We start from the raw sequence: 16192 nt of genomic DNA, 5'->3' as shown, positions 1-16192 counted from the left end.
CGGTCAGTCGTAATCGCCGTCGTCACCGTCCGTGCCGGACAGCTGATCGATCATCGGCCCCAGTTCGCTGACCATTTTCTGACACGCGCCGAAGGCCTGATCGTAGCGCGTGCGGTCCTCGGCCGTGAAATAGGCACCGTCACGCGCCAGCAGCGCCTTGCCGCGACTGACGCAGTTCTCGGCCAGATTTCGGGCGCTTCTGAGAGGACGCACGGCGGCAGCAGCCGACGACGCGCCGCGCGCCCGGTCGATATAGCGCGTAACGGTGCCCACATCCTCGAACATGCCGTTGGTCGTCGCGACGATGCGCTGGGCGGCCTGATAGGCCTGCATCTTGGAGTCCACCTCTGTGGCGCGCGCATAGATGGTCGGGTCACGCTGGCTCAGATAGGGGTCGGCGCGAGCGGCCTTTTCGTCCTCGATGACGAAGTCGATGTGCCAGCCGTCGGCCTTGTCCTTCTGCCCCAGACGATCCAGCGCCTCGATCTGCACGCGGCGGGCAACGGGATTGCGGCTGTTGAATTTGCGCACGGCTTCGGCATCGGCCAGGGCGTGGGTGGGATCGTTCTTTTTCAGGTAAACCTGCGCCCGCACGATCAGAAGGCCTTCCGTCGGCGTATCGGCGATGGCTCGGTTGAGATCGCCGAGGGCGGCGTCGGTCTGACCCAGTTCGGCGCGCAACGTTCCCCGGTTGCCATAGGGACCGGGCCGGTCGGGGGCAAGGGCGATGGCGGTGTCGAATTCTTTGAGCGCCTCGGCCGTCGCCTTGTTCCGCCACAGGAGCACGCCGCGCACATTGTGCGCCGCCGCCGCGGTGGCCGGGGTTTTTAGCGCCGCCGTGGCATCGGCAAAGGCCAGTGGCGCCAGATTGGCCACCCCCATATTGGTCAGGGCCCGCGCCCGCCATAGCCGGGCCTGCGCATTGTCCGGCTCCGCCTGAAGCACGATCGTGGCCAGATAGGCGGCCTTACGGCGTCGGAAATTGGCGTCGTGTCCGCCGGAAAGGATGTCGATGGCCAGTGCCTCGCTCAGGGTTTCCGACGGCTTGGGCGGCACCAGCTTCGCCGCGCGGTCGCGATAGGTGGCCCCATTGTCCTTCACATTGGCCAGCGCCACCGCGTGTGACAGCTGATGCCGACGCAGGTTTCGGTCATTGCTTTCGATCTCCAGCCGCAGCTCCAGCGCGCCGATGTGTTTGGGATTGCACATCAGGGCCAGGTGCGCGTCGCGATAGGCTTCGTAATATTTGCCGCTGCGGCGGTTACGCCAGCCGCTCTCGACCTTGCCGTCCGGATTGCCCTTGCAACCGTTGAATACGCCGTCCTTGAACATGCGTACCGAATAGGCCCATTTCTGGCCTTCGTTCTCCGAGACGACCTGATCGAAATCGGCCTTCGCCTCGGCCTTGTGCCCCAGAAAGGCATGGCATTCGCCGCGCTTGATGCGGTCGCTCCAGTGGGCCTGATTGCCGACAAAGGCGCGGTCGTAATAGGCGACGCAGGTAGCGTAATCTTCGGCAAAATAGGCCGTGAGCGCCGTCTCCATCAGCCAGTCGCGATTGCCCGTCGCATCGGCAGCTTTCCTCAGATAGGGGACGGAAAACGCGTTGAAATCGTCGCGCCACAGGATGCGGCCAAGGGCGTAGTTAAGGTCGGCATTGTCCGGATGACGGGCCTGAAGCTCCAGCACGCGCCGGTCCGTGTCTTCGCCCACGGCATTCACATAGCGCGCAATGGCCCGTCCATTGTCCGGGTCGACCATCAGTATGTTGAGCGCCAGCCCCTCGACCCGGTCGCCTTCGGGTGGCTTTCCGTCGAGGCGGGCCAGATGATAGGCGAGGAAGGTGGCCTTCGCCGGTTCGATGCGATCGGGCAGGAGTGCTGGGGGAATTTCTGCTACCGCGATGCTCGCCACAGGCATCCCTGCCAGAGTCAGACTAAAGATCAGACCGCGCATGTCATATCCCCCTTGCCGAGGGCGCAAGAGTATCCGGTGAGCCCTAAGCCAGCCAATTACAAATGCCGAAAGGTGAGGGTGGATAAGCGCGGTTGCAAACAGGCCGTGTCGCCGGCCGGGTTAAAAACACTTGTCACCCCAGGGCGGGCGGGCTACCACACCTGTTCTATTAACTTCTGGCGGGAATCGTTTGCATCGGTTTTCGCGGCGGGGCGTCGGTTTGGCTACGGGTGGAAGCGAGCGGAAAAAGGTGGGGGCGATTACGCTTGTGCGCCACGGCGAACCGGCTTTGTCGCGCCGCGTGAAGCTCGATTCCGACGGCTATCGCGACTGGTGGGCGCGCTACGAAAAGGCAGGCCTGCTCGAAGGTCAGATGCCGCCGCCGATGCTGCTGCAATTTGCCAAAGAGGCGGGTTATATCTTCTCCTCGACGCTTCTGCGCTCGATCGAGACCGCCCGCGCTGTGACGCGCGGCAAGCCGTTCGTGTCGCTGCCGGTCTTTGTCGAGGCCCCCCTGCCGCCGCCGAAATTCCCGAAATTCATGAAGTTTTCGCCGAAATACTGGGGCGGGATTTCGCGCTGGTGGTGGTGGGCCTTCAATCACCATCAGGGCGAGGAAACCCGCGCCCAGGCCGAGGCCCGCGCCCGCGAGGCGGCGCTTCTGCTGCACGAAAAGGCCCTGACCGGCGAAGACGTTCTGCTGCTGGCGCACGGTTATTTCAACTTCACCATTTCGCTGGAGCTGAAAAAATTAGGCTATAGCCAAACCTGCGAGCAGGGGTTTAAGTACTGGGGCTGCCGCCGCTACGAAATGCGCGCCTAGTCTTTAAGATAGTGAGATTTCCATGACTGATTCCGCCACGCCCGACCTGTCGACGCTGTCCTTCGAGGACGCGCTGGCCCAGCTTGAGCGTATCGTGTCGGAGCTCGAATCGGGTCAGGCGCCGCTGGAAAAGTCGCTGGAGCTTTATGAGCGTGGTGCGAAGCTGAAGGCCCTGTGTGAACAACGCCTTGAAGCCGCCCGCTTGCAGGTCGAAAAGATTACCCTGAACAAGGCCGGTCAGGTCGAGTCCGTCGCCCCGGCGGAGTTCAACTGACGCATGACGACGATCATCGCCGCCAATTCCGACCTGCCGCCGCTGCATCAACGGATGCAGGAGACGGCCGACCTGGTAACCATGGCGCTGGATGAGCTTCTGCCGCGCGCCGAAGGCTTCGAGTCGCGCCTGACCGAGGCCATGCGCTATGCGGCGCTGGGGCCGGGCAAGCGTCTGCGGCCGTTCTTCGCGCTGGAGGCCGGACGGCTGTTCGACGCCGACCCTCAGGCGGTGCTGCGGGCGGCCTGCGCGCTGGAGTGCATCCACGCCTATTCCCTCGTCCACGACGACCTGCCGTGCATGGACGACGACGATATCCGCCGCGGGCAACTGACCGTGCACCGCGCCTATGACGAGGCGACCGCCGTGCTGGCTGGGGATGCCCTGCAAAGCGTGGCGTTCGAGATTCTGGCCTCGGAAGACACGCACGAAGATCCTCAGGTGCGCGTCGAGCTGATCTCGCGTCTGGCACTGGCGTCCGGCGCACAGGGCATGGCCGGCGGGCAGATGATCGACCTGATCGGTGTCTCCGACGACCTCGGCGGCGTAGCGCGGATGCAGCGCCTGAAGACCGGGGCCCTGATCGTCTATGCCTTCGAAATTCCCCTGATCATTGCCGATGCCAGCGAGCGCGAGGCCAATGCCTTGATCCACTTCGCGCAGGATCTGGGGTTGGCCTATCAGATCGCCGACGACCTGCTCGACGTCGAGGGCGACCCGGACCTGCTGGGCAAGGCCGCCGGGGGCAAGGACGCGGCCAAGGGCAAGACCAATTTCGTCACTCTGCTGGGGCTGGACGAGGCCAAGGCGCGGGTGCAGCTCCTGTCGGAACAGTGCAAGGCGCGGCTCGACCTGTTTGGCAGCGACGCGCAAATCCTGCGCGACAGCGTCGATTTCGTGCTGAAACGCCAAAGTTGATTTGGGCTTTAGCCCTGAAAGACAGGCATGAAAAAGCCGTCCGTGCGGACACGGACGGCTTAAAACTGTAGGGCGTCGTCGCCTTACAGGATTTGCAGGTTAACCGCGGCGGTCTTGCCGCGCTCGGTCTGCAGCTCGTAGGACAGTTTCTGGCCGTCGGCCAGACCCTGAAGACCCGCGCGCTGAACCGCCGAAATGTGCACGAACACGTCGTTGCCGCCTTCCGCCGGTTGAATGAAACCAAAACCCTTGGTGCTGTTAAACCACTTGACCGTACCTTCAGCCATATTGCGCTCCTTAGATCAAACAAAGCCAGTATCGAGGTGTTCGGGAGGACCATACCTCCTCTACAAGTCGTATCTCGGTAGCAGCAGTTTGATAGCGAGCGTGTCGGGCGTCGGGAAAGACGTACCTAACGCCGTTTAGTCGGCAGCCAGAATAACGAATTGCGATAGAGAGTAAGCCGCAGCTTTCCGCAACCGTCAAATAAAAATCCCATATAGATTGGTCGTTAACGACGAAAAATCGTCGTTATTGACCCGATTGCGCCTCACATTCGCTGTGATCGCCGGAAATCTCCGCTGCGCAATCGTTTGCGCAGTATAGGCGTTCGACTATGCTTAATCGTAACCTTCGGGATATGGTATTGGCGGCTTCACGTTCAGATCGATCAGATCGGCCGCATTGCCGTTGCGTTGAGCATAACGCCAGAGGTCGTAAACGAGCATGGGCTTCAGGTCGCGCCCAACGGCCAGCCAGATGTCCCATTCTCTGAAAAACCGGTGCCCGGACGACGTGAATATTTTGGTTTTCAGGCCATACCCCCTGTAGGACGGGGCCATCCACATATAGCGCTTGCTGAGGAAACGCACCTCAACGTCGGACCACGACACGCCCAGCCCCGGCGTCAGGCCGCGCACCCACAGACGACGGCTGTTGAATATCAGCAGGCGCCGCCCGGCGATCGTGAACAGCGCCTTCCACCACAGGCCGTGCACGCGCACCATATACCGGCTGGCGATCAGCCACCCCGGGACCGTCAGCAGAACCCCCAGCATGACACCGGGAGTCCATACCTGTCGCACGACGATATCGTAGGCCAATGCCGTGACGCAGAACCAGGCCGCGACGCCGATAAACCCGAAGGCGATCGTCACCATGAGGATATTCAATATACCCGTCGCCGACAGGACGCCATTGCCCCACAACGTCGTCACCCCGTTGCGGCGACGATAAAACCTTGGTGTGGTATTGTAGAAATCGCCGCGCTGCACCCGATGCGTCCCCGCTTGTCCCCGCTCTCAAGAACACGCATAACACTAAGGCCACTGATTTCAAGACGGTCCCTTATGCCTCTGCCCTCCCTGAAACAACCCCTGCCTCGTCAATCCGTTCTGCGCCGTTGGGGGCTCAGGGGCCTGTTGTCGCTGCCGTTTTCGGTGCTGAAATTCCTGTCGGGCGGCGGGGTGGTCCATGTGCAGGGCCGCACCCTCGATACCCAGATCACCTTTCTATGGAAGACCTTCTTCGCGCGTCAGGACCACCGCACGCCGTTGTCGCTCACCGGCACCTCGGTCGAAGGCGCGCGCGAGGACTGGCAAGAAGCCGCGACCCTGATGGGCGATACCTCAGCCCTCAAGGTCAGGGTCGAGACGGTCGGCGATGGCGGCCTGATCGGCGGGCGTCTGATCCGTCCGGCACAGGTCAGCGCCAACGCGCCGCTGCTGGTCTTTTTCCACGATGGCAACGGGGTACTGGGCGGGCCGGACCTGAGCCTCGCCTTTGCCGCCGGGCTGGCCGCCGAGGCGCGCTGTCCGGTCTTTCTGCCGGAGTACCGGCTGGCGCCGGAGCACCGCTTTCCCGCCGGTTACGACGATGCCCGCGCCGCATGGGACTGGGCGGCGACCAGTCTGACGAAGCTTGGGGCGACATCGGATCAGATCGCCGTCGGCGGGGCCGGGATCGGGGCGAACATGGCGGCGCGATTGTGCCTCGATCTGCGCCGCGATTTCAAGCCGTTGCCGGCGGCGCAACTGCTGGTCTCACCCTTGCTCGATCTGAGCGACGCCGGGCTGCGGACCAGCCCCTATGCCAAAAGCTGGCCGGTCAGCGCAGCGGATATCGACATCGCCATCGGTCATTATGCCGGGGCGGGGATAGATTTGAGCGATCCGGCGATTTCCCCCCTGCGTGAAGGTCTGGTCAGCGGCCAACCGCGCACGCTGGTCGTGTCGGGCGGGCTCGATCCGCTGGCCGATCAGGCCGAGCGCTACGTCAAACGGTTGCTGGAGGCGCGGACGCGGGTCGTCTATCGTCGCTACGACACCCTGCCGCTGGGGTTCGGGCTGTTTGCCGGGGTGTCGGACCATGCCGCCGAGGCAACGCGGGACATCGCCCGGCTGTGGAGCGACCTGACGACGGAGATCGGGGTTGAGGAATAAGTGCCTACATCCTTCCCCGTAAACGGGGAAGGATGTAGTTACGGCGCCTGATAATGTACCTGCGCGCCCGGCCCGAGCGGCAGGTCGAGCGCCACCCACGCCGCCGTCATGGCGATCCCCGCCACCATGAAACACAGGGCATAGGGCAGCATAAGCGCCAGCAGCGATCCCACGCCCATCGTTTTATCCCAGCGGCGCGTAAAGGCCAGAATGAGTGGGAAATAGGACATCAGCGGCGTCATGATATTGGTGTAGCTGTCGCCCATCCGGTACGCTGCCGTGGTCATTTCCGGCGAGATTCCGACCAGCATAAACATCGGCACCACGACCGGGGCCAGGGCCGACCACTTGGCCGAGGCCGAGCCGATGAACAGGTCCAGAATCGAGGAAAACAGCAGGACGCTGACCAGCAGCAGCGGCGTCGGCAGGGCCCAGGCCTTCAGAATCTCCGCGCCGTTGATCGCCGTGATCGGCCCCAGCCGCGACCAGTTGAACATGGCCACAAAATGCGCGGCGAAGAAGGCGAAGACGAGATAGGGGGCCAGAGAGCGGATGCCTTCGCCCATCATGCGGACGACATCGTTGTCGGAGCGGATCGTTCCGGCCGCCGTGCCGAACGCGATGGCGGTGGTGATGAAGAGCAGGAAAAACCCGGCAATCAGGGCCTGATAGAAGGGCTGAAGCTGGGCCGGACCCGTGGCCTCTTCGTTGATCAGCGGCGTATAGCCCGGCCACAGGGCCAGCGCCGCGAAGAGGGCGACGACGATCAGCGCCACGATGCCCGCCCGGCGCAGGCCCTTGCGCTCGTCGGCAGTGACCTCGGACTTGGCCAGTTCGGCCTGTAACTCGGTATCGGGTGAGCCGCCCCACTTGCCCAGACGCGGCTCGACGATGCGGTCGGTGACGAACCAGGCAATGGGGGTAAACAGGCCGACGATGGCCAGAATGAACCACCAGTTGCCGACCGGGTTCATCGTCCAGGCCGGGTCGATGATGCGCGCCGCCTCCTGCGTGAAGCCGAACAGCAGGACGTCGATCTGACCCGGCGTCAGATTACCGGCATAGCCGCCCGACACCGCCGCGAACGCCGCCGCGATCCCCACCAGCGGATGACGCCCGACCGAGGCATAGATCAAACCCGCCAGAGGAATGAAGACGACATAGGCGGCGTCCGACGCGTGGTGCGAGACCATGCCGGTGACGATGACGCACGGCGTCAGTATAGCGCGCGGCGCATTGCGTAGGCTGGATCTGATCAGAGCCGAGAACAGGCCCGAGCGTTCGGCCACCGCTGCGCCGTACATCACCACGACCACGACGCCCAGAGGCGCGAACCCGGTCAGGGTCTTGGGCATCTCGACGAACAGACGGCCTATATTTTCGGCGGTGAACAGACTTTCGGCGCTATAGGTGACCACGCCGTTATCGAGCGTCGCCCAGTGCGGGGCCTCTTCGCCGGTGTAGGGAATCGAGGCCGACCAGCCGAGCGACGCACCCACGGTCGACAGGATCATCAGGGCGAAGATCAGCCAGACGAAGATCATCACCGGGTCCGGCAGCAGGTTGCCGACGCGTTCTATGACGCCGAGAAAACCCTTGCTGCGTCGTGCCGCATCGTCCGGAAGAGGGGTGTTGGCCATGTCCGCGTCCCGCAAAAATCCCAGCCTTAGCCAAGGATCGGCGTCTGTAAATGGGGGTGACAAAATGCAATCGATGGCACGGCAAAAGAAGCGGAACCCTTGGTGTATTTTTGATTAATTCTGACAGCATGGTTCATGTCGGGTTCATGCCGAAGCGCGTATGATGCCTGTCATTGGGAGGGTTTTAACCAAGGAGATTTTGGCATGAAACGCTTTGTTACCGCTTCTGTTCTGGCCATGATGGTCAGCTCCGTCGCCATCGCCGATGTGGCTCAGGCCCAGCCGCGAGGTCACGCCTACGGCCACGACCGTTACGACAGCCGTGACCGCTATGATCGCTACGACCATCGGGATGACCGCCGTGATCGTCGCGACGACCGCCGCTACTACCGCGATGGCTATCGCGACGGCTGGCGCGACAATTCGAGCTGGCGCCGCGGCGGCTATGTCGGCTATCGCGACTGGGATCGCGGCCGCTACGTCGAATATCGCAGCCACCGCGGTCTTTACGCCCCGCCGCGCGGCTACGAGTGGCGTCAGGTCGATGACCGCTACGTCCTCGCCGCCGTCGCCACGGGCCTGATCGCGGCCATCGTGCTCAGCCACTAAACCGGCCATAGTCTAACGGAAACGGCGCCTCGCAAGGGGCGCCGTTTTTGCGTGCACCCACCCTATACCTCCCTGACTTGTCGGGGAGGGGGACCGCGCCTGAAAGGCGTGGTGGTGGGGTATCTTGCGGAGGTTCAACGGCCACTGTCTTAAGTAAGCAAGAACCCCCACCACCGCATCTAGCCGCGCAAGCGCCGCGTCGTGCGGTCCCCCTCCCCAGCAAGCTGGGGAGGTATGAAATACAACGCGTCATCCACGTCAAAATTGCGGCAACATTTCACCGCGCTTACACAAGCAACACACTGATACCTTTAATCATTCATATAGAGTTCAGCGCGCGGGACGCATTCTGGGGGTGTCGAAAAGACCTAACCAAAGGAGAGACCCTTATGAAACGCATCGCTACCGCTTCCATCCTGCTGATGATGACGGCCTCGCTGGCCACAGCCAATATCGCCGCCGCCCAGCCGCAACATAACGACAACCGTGCGCCCGCCGCCCGTCACGACGATCGCCGTGACGACCGCGACAATCGCGGCTGGCACAAAAAGTCCGATTTCCGCAAGGGCGGCCACGTCGCCTACAACGACTGGCAGCGCGGTCGCTCGGTCGATTACCGCAAGGTCCGGGGCCTGTCGAAGCCGCCAAAGGGCTATGAATGGCGCAAGGTCGATAACCGCTACATCCTGGCCGCCGCCGCGACCGGCATCATTACCGCGATCATTCTGAGCCACTAAGGCTTAAGGGCTCTAAAACAAAACGGCGCTCTTTTCCGGGAGCGCCGTTTTTGCGTCAGAAGCTTGATTCCGGAGAATTCCTTATAAAACCAAGCTGTTTTTTACATGCAAAATATAGCGCAATAATAGCGCCCTGCAGCGGATACGTTACCACACCGGATATCGTAAGCACTTTGTGAGCTACCATCACCGTATTGGTATTCATCCAATAGAAAACCAGCACATCCAGACATATGAACGCGATGAAAAGCCATATGCCGATAGCTTTGCGAAGCCCCAGAAAAATCAAGCCACCGATCAGAAGCGTCACGCTTACATAATAGACAGTCCAATAAAGACTGGAGAAAGCGGCGCTATAATCATCACCGTTTTCAGCGAAAATTTGACTCAAAGCCAAATCGTAACCTCCAGCAGACCCTATAGGAAAGCTGGGTGAAAATAGCAGAACAAGCAAAATATTACCGAAATAGGTAACCGAAAACAGCGCGATCAACGCGTTAAACCACCGGTTCATAATCCCCCCGAGCCAGATAGAATCTACCCCTTCACCGCTGCCTTGGCGATGTCCGCATCGCTGAACCCCAGCGCCTTCATGGCCGCCGCCGCGATACCGTGGGCGTCGAGGCCCGCATCGGCGTACATCTTCTCCGGCTTGTCGTGGTCCTGGAAGACGTCCGGCAGGGTCAGGGTGCGGATCTTCAACCCATGATCCAGCGCGCCTTCGGCGGCCAGATAATGCAGGACGAACGCCCCGAAGCCGCCCATCGCGCCTTCTTCGACGGTGATCAGGCATTCGTGGTGTTTCGCCAGTTGCATGACCAGATCGCGGTCGAGCGGTTTGGCGAAGCGCGCATCGGCGACCGTGGTCGACAGGCCGCGCGCCGCCAGCCAATCGGCGGCCTTGAGCGACTCTTGCAAACGCGCCCCCAGCGACAGAATGGCGACCTTGGAGCCTTCGCGGACGATACGACCCTTGCCCACCTGAAGCGGTTCGGCCAGAGCCGGAATCTCGACCCCGACGCCTTCGCCGCGCGGATAGCGGAACGCCGACGGCCCATCGTCATAGGCCGTGGCCGTGGCGATCATCGCCGCCAGCTCGGCCTCGTCCGACGCGGCCATGATCATCATGCCGGGCAGCGTCCCCAGATAACCTATATCGAAGGTCCCGGCATGGGTTGCGCCGTCGGCCCCGACAAGGCCCGCCCGGTCGATGGCAAAGCGCACCGGCAGGTCCTGTAGCGCCACATCGTGGGCCACCTGATCGTAACCGCGTTGCAGGAAGGTCGAATAGAGCGCGCAGAACGGCTTCATGCCGTCCGCCGCCAGGCCGGCCGCGAAGGTCACGGCGTGCTGTTCGGCGATGCCGACATCGTAGGTGCGATCCGGAAAGACCTCACTGAACCGGTCAAGCCCCGTACCCGACGGCATGGCAGCGGTGATCGCCACGACCTTGGGGTCGATATGGGCGCGCTTGATCAGTTCGGCGGCAAAGACTTCGGTATAGCCCGGCGCATTGGCCTTGGGCTTGGACTGCTCGCCGGTGATGACGTCGAATTTCGCCACGCCGTGATACTTGTCGGCAGCGGTCTCAGCCGGGACGTAGCCCTTACCCTTTTGCGTCACCACGTGGACCAGCACCGGGCGGTCGGTGATGCCGCGCACGCGCTTCAGCACCGAGAGCAGGTTTTCCATGTCGTGGCCGTCGATCGGCCCGACATAGTAGAAGCCGAGTTCCTCGAAGAAGGTGCCGCCGGTAACGTAGGTGCGCGAAAACTCCTCGCCTTTGCGCACCAGTTCGAACAGCGAGCGCGGCAGGCGTTCGGCGACGGATTTGCCCCAGCGACGGACGGCCTGATAGGCGCCGCCGGAGACCAGATTGGCCAGATAGGCGCTCATCCCGCCGACGGGGGGCGCAATCGACATGTCGTTGTCATTGAGGATGACCGTCAGGTTCTTCGTCGTCTCGGCGGCATTGTTCATCGCCTCATAGGCCATGCCCGCCGACATCGAGCCGTCGCCGATGACGGCGATGACGCGGTTGTCCTCACCCTTGAGGTCGCGCGCCGCGCAGAAGCCGAGCGCCGCCGAAATCGAGGTCGCTGCGTGCGCCGCGCCGAACGGGTCGTAGACGCTTTCCGACCGCTTGGTGAAGCCCGACAGGCCGCCGCCCTGACGCAGGGTGCGGATACGGTCGCGCCGTCCGGTCAGGATCTTGTGCGGATAGGTTTGATGGCCGACGTCCCAGATCAGGATATCGCGCGGGGTCTCGAACACGTGGTGCAGGGCAACCGTCAGTTCGACCACGCCCAGCGCCGAGCCCAGATGCCCGCCGGTTTTCGACACCACATCGATGGTTTCCGTGCGCACCTCATCGGCCAGCGTTTTCAGCTGCGCGGGCGTCAGGTTGCGGATGGCGTCGGGGGTCTCGAGCGTGTCGAGAACCGGCGCGCCGGGGAGGGCGGTATCGGGATGCGGCATTGACGGGTGCACTCTTGCGCCGGAACCCCGGCAGTCTTTTATGGTCTCTACAGTAACGGACATAAAACTGTGACGCTGTTTTGTCCAGTTGCGTGTTTTGCTCAGGCTTTCGCGGACGCGGCGATCATCGCCCTGACGTCCGCGGCGGTCCATCCGTCGGCGCGGTAGTCGCGCAGGGCCTTCGAGCCCTTGCGCTTGGCCAGGCGGCGACCGTCGCTGTCGAGCAGCAGGGCGTGGTGGCAATAGACCGGTGTCGGCAGGCCCAGCAGGTGTTGCAGCAAAACCTGTGTGTGGGTCGCCGCGAACAGGTCGTGGCCGCGATGGATATGGGTAATGCCCTGCCGCGCGTCGTCGATAACGACCGCCAGATGGTAGGCGATGCCGATATCCTTGCGCCCCAGCACCACGTCGCCGTTCATTTCGGGGCGCGCCGTCTGCCAGCCGGTCTCACCGTCCGGCCCCGAACCGGTTTCGCTAAACCTCAGCCGGTCCCAATCGGCGCCAAGCTGTTCGCGTGCGGCCTCAAGCGACAATCGCCAGGCCGGCTCGCGCGCGGCCGGCTCGCCATCGTCCGACAGTATGGGATCGCCCGCCTGCGGTGCGCCCTGAGCCGCCTGCGCCAGTTCCTTGCGGGTCCTGTAACAGGCATAAACCAGTCCGCGCGCCTTCAGGGTCTCAAGCGCGGCCTCATAGTCGGCCAGATGCTCCGACTGCCGCAGCACCGGTTCAGGCCATGAAATCCCCAGCCAGCGCAGATCCTGGTATAGGCCCGCTTCGTATGCCGGGCGGCAGCGCGTGGCGTCGATATCCTCGATACGCAGCAGGCATTCGCCCCCGGCGTCACGCGCGGCGGCCGCGGCGGTCAGCACCGAAAAGGCGTGGCCGGGGTGCAGATAGCCGGTCGGCGAGGGGGCAAAGCGCGTGCGATAGGTCATCACGTACGATTACAGGGGCGTCATGCAAATTTCACTATCCTTTTGCCGGAATCAGGGTCTTACTTCGTCTGTGGACTATTTTTAGCAGAAGGAGCTTCGTCTTCCGGTACGCTTATCCTGTTCCGCCTCATGCCGCAGACCCTTTTCATGGAGGGACGTCATGCAGGTCCTGAAAAACCCGCCGTCCGACCGGCGTGCCCTGGTCCTGAACGCCGATTTCAGGCCGCTCTCCTATTATCCTTTGTCGACCAAGCCGTGGCAGGAGGTCGTCAAGGCGGTCTTTGAAGACCGGGTCGACGTGGTTTCGACCTACGATATCGAAATCCGCTCGCCGTCGATGTCGATGCGCCTGCCCAGCGTCATTTCGCTGAAATCCTATATCGACCAGAACCGTCCCCCGGCCTTTACGCGCTATAATGTCTTCCTGCGCGATCAGTTCACCTGTCAGTATTGCGGGTGCCGGTCGGACCTGACCTTCGACCACGTGCTGCCCGTGTCGCAGGGCGGCCGGTCGAGCTGGACTAACATCATCACCGCTTGTGCCCCGTGCAACTTGCGCAAAGGGGGAAAAACACCCCAGCAGGCGCACATGAACCTGACAAAAAACCCACACCGGCCAACAATGTATCAGCTACAGGACCTTGGCCGTCGTTTTCCACCTCACTATCTTCACGAAAGTTGGGTAGATTATCTGTATTGGGATACGCCATTGGAACCCTAAGCGCATCCCGAAAAGTGCCCAGTTACCTTATGTCAGGTGTCAGGCGGTTTTCGGAATCAGATGCGCGACCACTTCAATGTCGTAGATGGGTATTTTTCGGGCCTGTTTGAGCATGTCGCGTGTGCGCTACGAGTTGGATCGCCGGGATTTCGGCGTGATCCGGTTTCCCCGTGAAAAGGGGCAGACCGTCATTTCGCTGAAACCGGTCGAGGCCGCGCTGTCGCGGGCTCTGGACGTGCACATAGAGGCGCGTCGCGAGCGCCTGTTCGGGCCCAAGGTGTCGCGTTTCAGCTTTTTGGGTGAGATTATCCCCTTGAAAGTGCTGGAAAACGGCGACGCCGTACTCGACCTGTCGGTGATCGACGACGAGGCGCGCGAGACGATCATGGAGCACCTGCGCCTGAGCGAGGATTTCGAGAGCCTCTGACTTATCCCCTCTTCCCGTGGGGAGAGGGTTAGGCGCGGCCCGGCGAGGGTGAGGGGGCGTCACAGGCCTATATATCCCCATCGTTTCGAACCGTGCGCATCATGGGGCATGACCGTACCTATGCCCCCTTGCACGACCGCCTGATGGTTCAGGCCCAGCGTATGCTCGCCGAGATCGAGCGCGCCACACCCTCGACCCTGAAAGAGGTCGTCGCCGTTCTCAGCGCCCTGTGCGTGGCGACGCGCCTGATCCGGCAGTTGCACACGCCGCTGACGAAGACGAAATCCACGGACAAGACGCCGATGCCTGTCGATATCACTCCCTCCTCCCTACGCAGTGGCGAGGTGTCGGCGGAGCCGCAAACCCCATCCGACAAAGATCCACCTGCATGGCAAAAGGGCTGGTCCGACAAACAGGCCGCCTTACGCGAACAGCGCGCGGCCCGCACGGGCAAATGGCCGGATGGAACACCCTATGTGAGGACGGGTTAGCGTCTATCGGAAAAATGGGTGGCGACCATCATTGTCGCGAGACAAACCAGAGCGAAACCACCCCATCCCGCCCAACCATATTCAGGCTTTATCGTATAAAGATACAAGGCCAGCCGCGCCGTTCCATAGGCCAGTCCCCCTGCAAACAAATAGATCAGTGCGCCTTGCCAGGTGCACGGAAACAGGAACAGTTCGTCAGGTTCGACCGGCTTTTTGATAAAGGTACGTACCCACCAGTAACTTGAATAAAACCGGATAGGCCGGAACCAGACGGCGCGTTTTTGCGACATGACCACCCCCGTGTGAGCCTAGTCTACGCCGTGCGACGTGCCATGTCATTTCCTGTTTCGCACAGAGCGGCTTTGTTCTATACCTGTTCGCATGTCTTCTGCCTCCAATGACCTGTTTCAGGCCGCCGGTCTGACCCCGCAAGCGCCAACGCTCACCGCCGCCCCGGAAGGGTTCAAACCTCTGGCTGACCGGTTACGGCCGCAGTCGCTGAGCGAGGTCGTCGGTCAGGACCATCTGCTGGGCTCAGGCGGCGCCATCGCGCGGGCGGTTGGGCGCGGGTTTCTGCCGTCGCTGATCCTGTGGGGCCCGCCGGGGGTCGGCAAGACGACCATCGCGCGGTTGCTGGCCACCTCCGTCGGCTATGAGTTCCAGCAGATATCCGCCGTCTTTTCCGGTGTTGCCGATCTGAAAAAGGCCTTTGAACACGCGCAGTTGCGCCGCAATCAGGGCGTGCGCTCGGTCCTGTTCGTCGACGAAATCCACCGCTTCAACCGCGCCCAGCAGGACAGTTTCCTGCCCTATGTCGAGGCAGGCGTGGTGACCCTGATCGGGGCGACGACCGAAAACCCGTCCTTCGAACTGAACGGGGCGCTTCTGTCGCGCTGTCAGGTCTTCGTGCTGAAACGCCTCGATGACGAGGCGATGGAAAAGCTCATGAAGCGCGCCGAGGCGCATCTGGAACGCCCGCTGCCGCTTGATGCGGAGGCGCGCGAAACCCTGAAAGGGCTGGCCGACGGTGACGGGCGTTACCTGCTGACCTTGATCGAATCGCTCGACTCGATGGGGTTTGAGGCGCCCCTCAATGCCGAAGCTCTGTTGCAGAACCTGCAAAAGCGCCGTCCCAACTACGACAAGGACCGCGAAGGCCACTACAACCTGATTTCGGCCCTGCATAAGTCGGTGCGCGGTTCCGATCCCGATGCGGCGCTCTACTGGTTCGCGCGGATGCTTCAGGGCGGCGAAGACCCGCTGTATATCGTCCGCCGGATGCAGCGCATGGCCTCTGAGGACATCGGCAATGCCGATCCCATGTCGCTGCTGATGACCAATGCCGCGCGCGAAACCTATGAGGTTCTGGGCTCGCCCGAAGGTGAACTGGCCATCGCTCAGGCGCTGGTCCACATGGCCTCGGCCCCGAAATCGAACGCGGTCTATACGGCGTTCAAGGCAGCGATGAAGACGGCGAAGGACACGGCCACCCTCGACCCGCCCGAGGTCATCCGTAACGCGCCGACCAGGCTGATGAAGCAACTGGGTTACGGCGAGGGCTATATCTACGACCCTGATGATCCGGACGGCTTTTCGGGTCAGAACTATTTCCCCGATGGGATGCAACGCCCGACCTTCTACGACCCCAAGGGCGAAGGCCACGAGGGCAAGACGAAGCAACGCCTGGACTATTGGGCGCAACTGCGGGACACAAAGCAACGTCAGCGGGGGGAATAGTTATG

General features: G+C 62.2%; 18 protein-coding genes. 10 read left to right on the top strand and 8 right to left on the bottom strand.

Features of this window, described 5'->3' with window-relative positions; all coding sequences use genetic code 11:
- Window positions 1–3 precede the first annotated feature (3 nt).
- On the bottom strand, window positions 4–1956 hold the full coding sequence (locus tag PQU92_RS11730; protein ID WP_272748410.1) for a tetratricopeptide repeat protein: 1953 nt from the start codon (window positions 1954–1956) through the stop codon (window positions 4–6).
- Between the two features lie 250 nt (window positions 1957–2206).
- Here PQU92_RS11730 and PQU92_RS11725 point away from each other — a divergent pair, with 250 nt between their 5' ends.
- The 3 genes from PQU92_RS11725 to PQU92_RS11715 are packed head-to-tail and all read left to right on the top strand — an operon-like array spanning window position 2207 to window position 3971.
- Window positions 2207–2779, top strand: coding sequence for a histidine phosphatase family protein (locus PQU92_RS11725; protein WP_272748409.1), 573 nt, complete (start codon window positions 2207–2209; stop codon window positions 2777–2779).
- A gap of 22 nt (window positions 2780–2801) precedes the next feature.
- Complete coding sequence (locus tag PQU92_RS11720) at window positions 2802–3053, top strand: exodeoxyribonuclease VII small subunit (RefSeq protein ID WP_272748408.1); 252 nt, start codon at window positions 2802–2804, stop codon at window positions 3051–3053.
- 3 nt (window positions 3054–3056) lie between these two features.
- Window positions 3057–3971, top strand: a complete 915-nt coding sequence (locus PQU92_RS11715) for a polyprenyl synthetase family protein (protein ID WP_272748407.1) — start codon at window positions 3057–3059, stop codon at window positions 3969–3971.
- An 83-nt stretch (window positions 3972–4054) separates the two neighbouring features.
- Here the strand turns inward: PQU92_RS11715 and PQU92_RS11710 are convergent, their stop codons facing one another.
- Window positions 4055–4258, bottom strand: coding sequence for a cold-shock protein (locus PQU92_RS11710; protein WP_272748406.1), 204 nt, complete (start codon window positions 4256–4258; stop codon window positions 4055–4057).
- Window positions 4259–4591: 333 nt separating this feature from the next.
- Complete coding sequence (locus PQU92_RS11705) at window positions 4592–5245, bottom strand: hypothetical protein (protein WP_272748405.1); 654 nt, start codon at window positions 5243–5245, stop codon at window positions 4592–4594.
- A 75-nt stretch (window positions 5246–5320) separates the two neighbouring features.
- On the opposite strand from PQU92_RS11705, the gene PQU92_RS11700 reads away from it, so the two are divergent.
- Complete coding sequence (locus tag PQU92_RS11700) at window positions 5321–6412, top strand: alpha/beta hydrolase fold domain-containing protein (RefSeq protein WP_272748404.1); 1092 nt, start codon at window positions 5321–5323, stop codon at window positions 6410–6412.
- A gap of 38 nt (window positions 6413–6450) precedes the next feature.
- On the opposite strand, the gene PQU92_RS11695 is transcribed toward PQU92_RS11700, so the two are convergent.
- Entirely contained in the window at window positions 6451–8052 is a 1602-nt protein-coding gene (locus PQU92_RS11695) for an AbgT family transporter (protein WP_272748403.1), read from the bottom strand.
- A gap of 204 nt (window positions 8053–8256) precedes the next feature.
- Between PQU92_RS11695 and PQU92_RS11690 the strand changes: the two genes are divergently transcribed.
- Together PQU92_RS11690 and PQU92_RS11685 are read left to right on the top strand one after the other, a co-directional pair.
- Complete coding sequence (locus PQU92_RS11690) at window positions 8257–8661, top strand: RcnB family protein (RefSeq protein ID WP_272748402.1); 405 nt, start codon at window positions 8257–8259, stop codon at window positions 8659–8661.
- Between the two features lie 389 nt (window positions 8662–9050).
- Entirely contained in the window at window positions 9051–9398 is a 348-nt protein-coding gene (locus PQU92_RS11685) for an RcnB family protein (protein WP_272748401.1), read from the top strand.
- Between the two features lie 55 nt (window positions 9399–9453).
- On the opposite strand, the gene PQU92_RS11680 is transcribed toward PQU92_RS11685, so the two are convergent.
- From PQU92_RS11680 to gluQRS, 3 genes are all read right to left on the bottom strand, one after another.
- Entirely contained in the window at window positions 9454–9912 is a 459-nt protein-coding gene (locus PQU92_RS11680) for a hypothetical protein (RefSeq protein WP_272748400.1), read from the bottom strand.
- Between the two features lie 23 nt (window positions 9913–9935).
- A complete protein-coding gene (gene dxs, locus PQU92_RS11675; RefSeq protein WP_272748399.1) occupies window positions 9936–11876 on the bottom strand; it encodes a 1-deoxy-D-xylulose-5-phosphate synthase in 1941 nt (646 codons plus the stop codon).
- 101 nt (window positions 11877–11977) lie between these two features.
- A complete protein-coding gene (gene gluQRS, locus PQU92_RS11670; protein ID WP_272748551.1) occupies window positions 11978–12811 on the bottom strand; it encodes a tRNA glutamyl-Q(34) synthetase GluQRS in 834 nt (277 codons plus the stop codon).
- 160 nt (window positions 12812–12971) lie between these two features.
- Here gluQRS and PQU92_RS11665 point away from each other — a divergent pair, with 160 nt between their 5' ends.
- The 3 genes from PQU92_RS11665 (at window position 12972) to PQU92_RS11655 (ending at window position 14450) form a co-directional block, all read left to right on the top strand.
- The gene (locus PQU92_RS11665) at window positions 12972–13532 is read left to right on the top strand and encodes an HNH endonuclease (protein WP_272748398.1); all 561 of its coding nucleotides are present in this window, start codon (window positions 12972–12974) and stop codon (window positions 13530–13532) included.
- Window positions 13533–13686: 154 nt separating this feature from the next.
- On the top strand, window positions 13687–13959 hold the full coding sequence (locus PQU92_RS11660) for a hypothetical protein (RefSeq protein WP_272748397.1): 273 nt from the start codon (window positions 13687–13689) through the stop codon (window positions 13957–13959).
- A 101-nt stretch (window positions 13960–14060) separates the two neighbouring features.
- On the top strand, window positions 14061–14450 hold the full coding sequence (locus tag PQU92_RS11655; RefSeq protein WP_272748396.1) for a hypothetical protein: 390 nt from the start codon (window positions 14061–14063) through the stop codon (window positions 14448–14450).
- Here PQU92_RS11655 and PQU92_RS11650 read toward each other — a convergent pair.
- Window positions 14447–14740, bottom strand: coding sequence for a hypothetical protein (locus PQU92_RS11650; protein WP_272748395.1), 294 nt, complete (start codon window positions 14738–14740; stop codon window positions 14447–14449). The genes PQU92_RS11655 and PQU92_RS11650 overlap by 4 nt on opposite strands.
- 91 nt (window positions 14741–14831) lie before the next feature.
- Here PQU92_RS11650 and PQU92_RS11645 point away from each other — a divergent pair, with 91 nt between their 5' ends.
- Complete coding sequence (locus PQU92_RS11645; RefSeq protein ID WP_272748394.1) at window positions 14832–16187, top strand: replication-associated recombination protein A; 1356 nt, start codon at window positions 14832–14834, stop codon at window positions 16185–16187.
- The last annotated feature ends 5 nt before the right edge of the window (window positions 16188–16192 follow it).

The sequence above is a fragment of the Asticcacaulis aquaticus genome (genome assembly GCF_028550415.1).
Classification (GTDB): Bacteria; Pseudomonadota; Alphaproteobacteria; order Caulobacterales; family Caulobacteraceae; genus Asticcacaulis; species Asticcacaulis aquaticus.
This window is presented reverse-complemented; position numbering and strand designations above follow the sequence as displayed.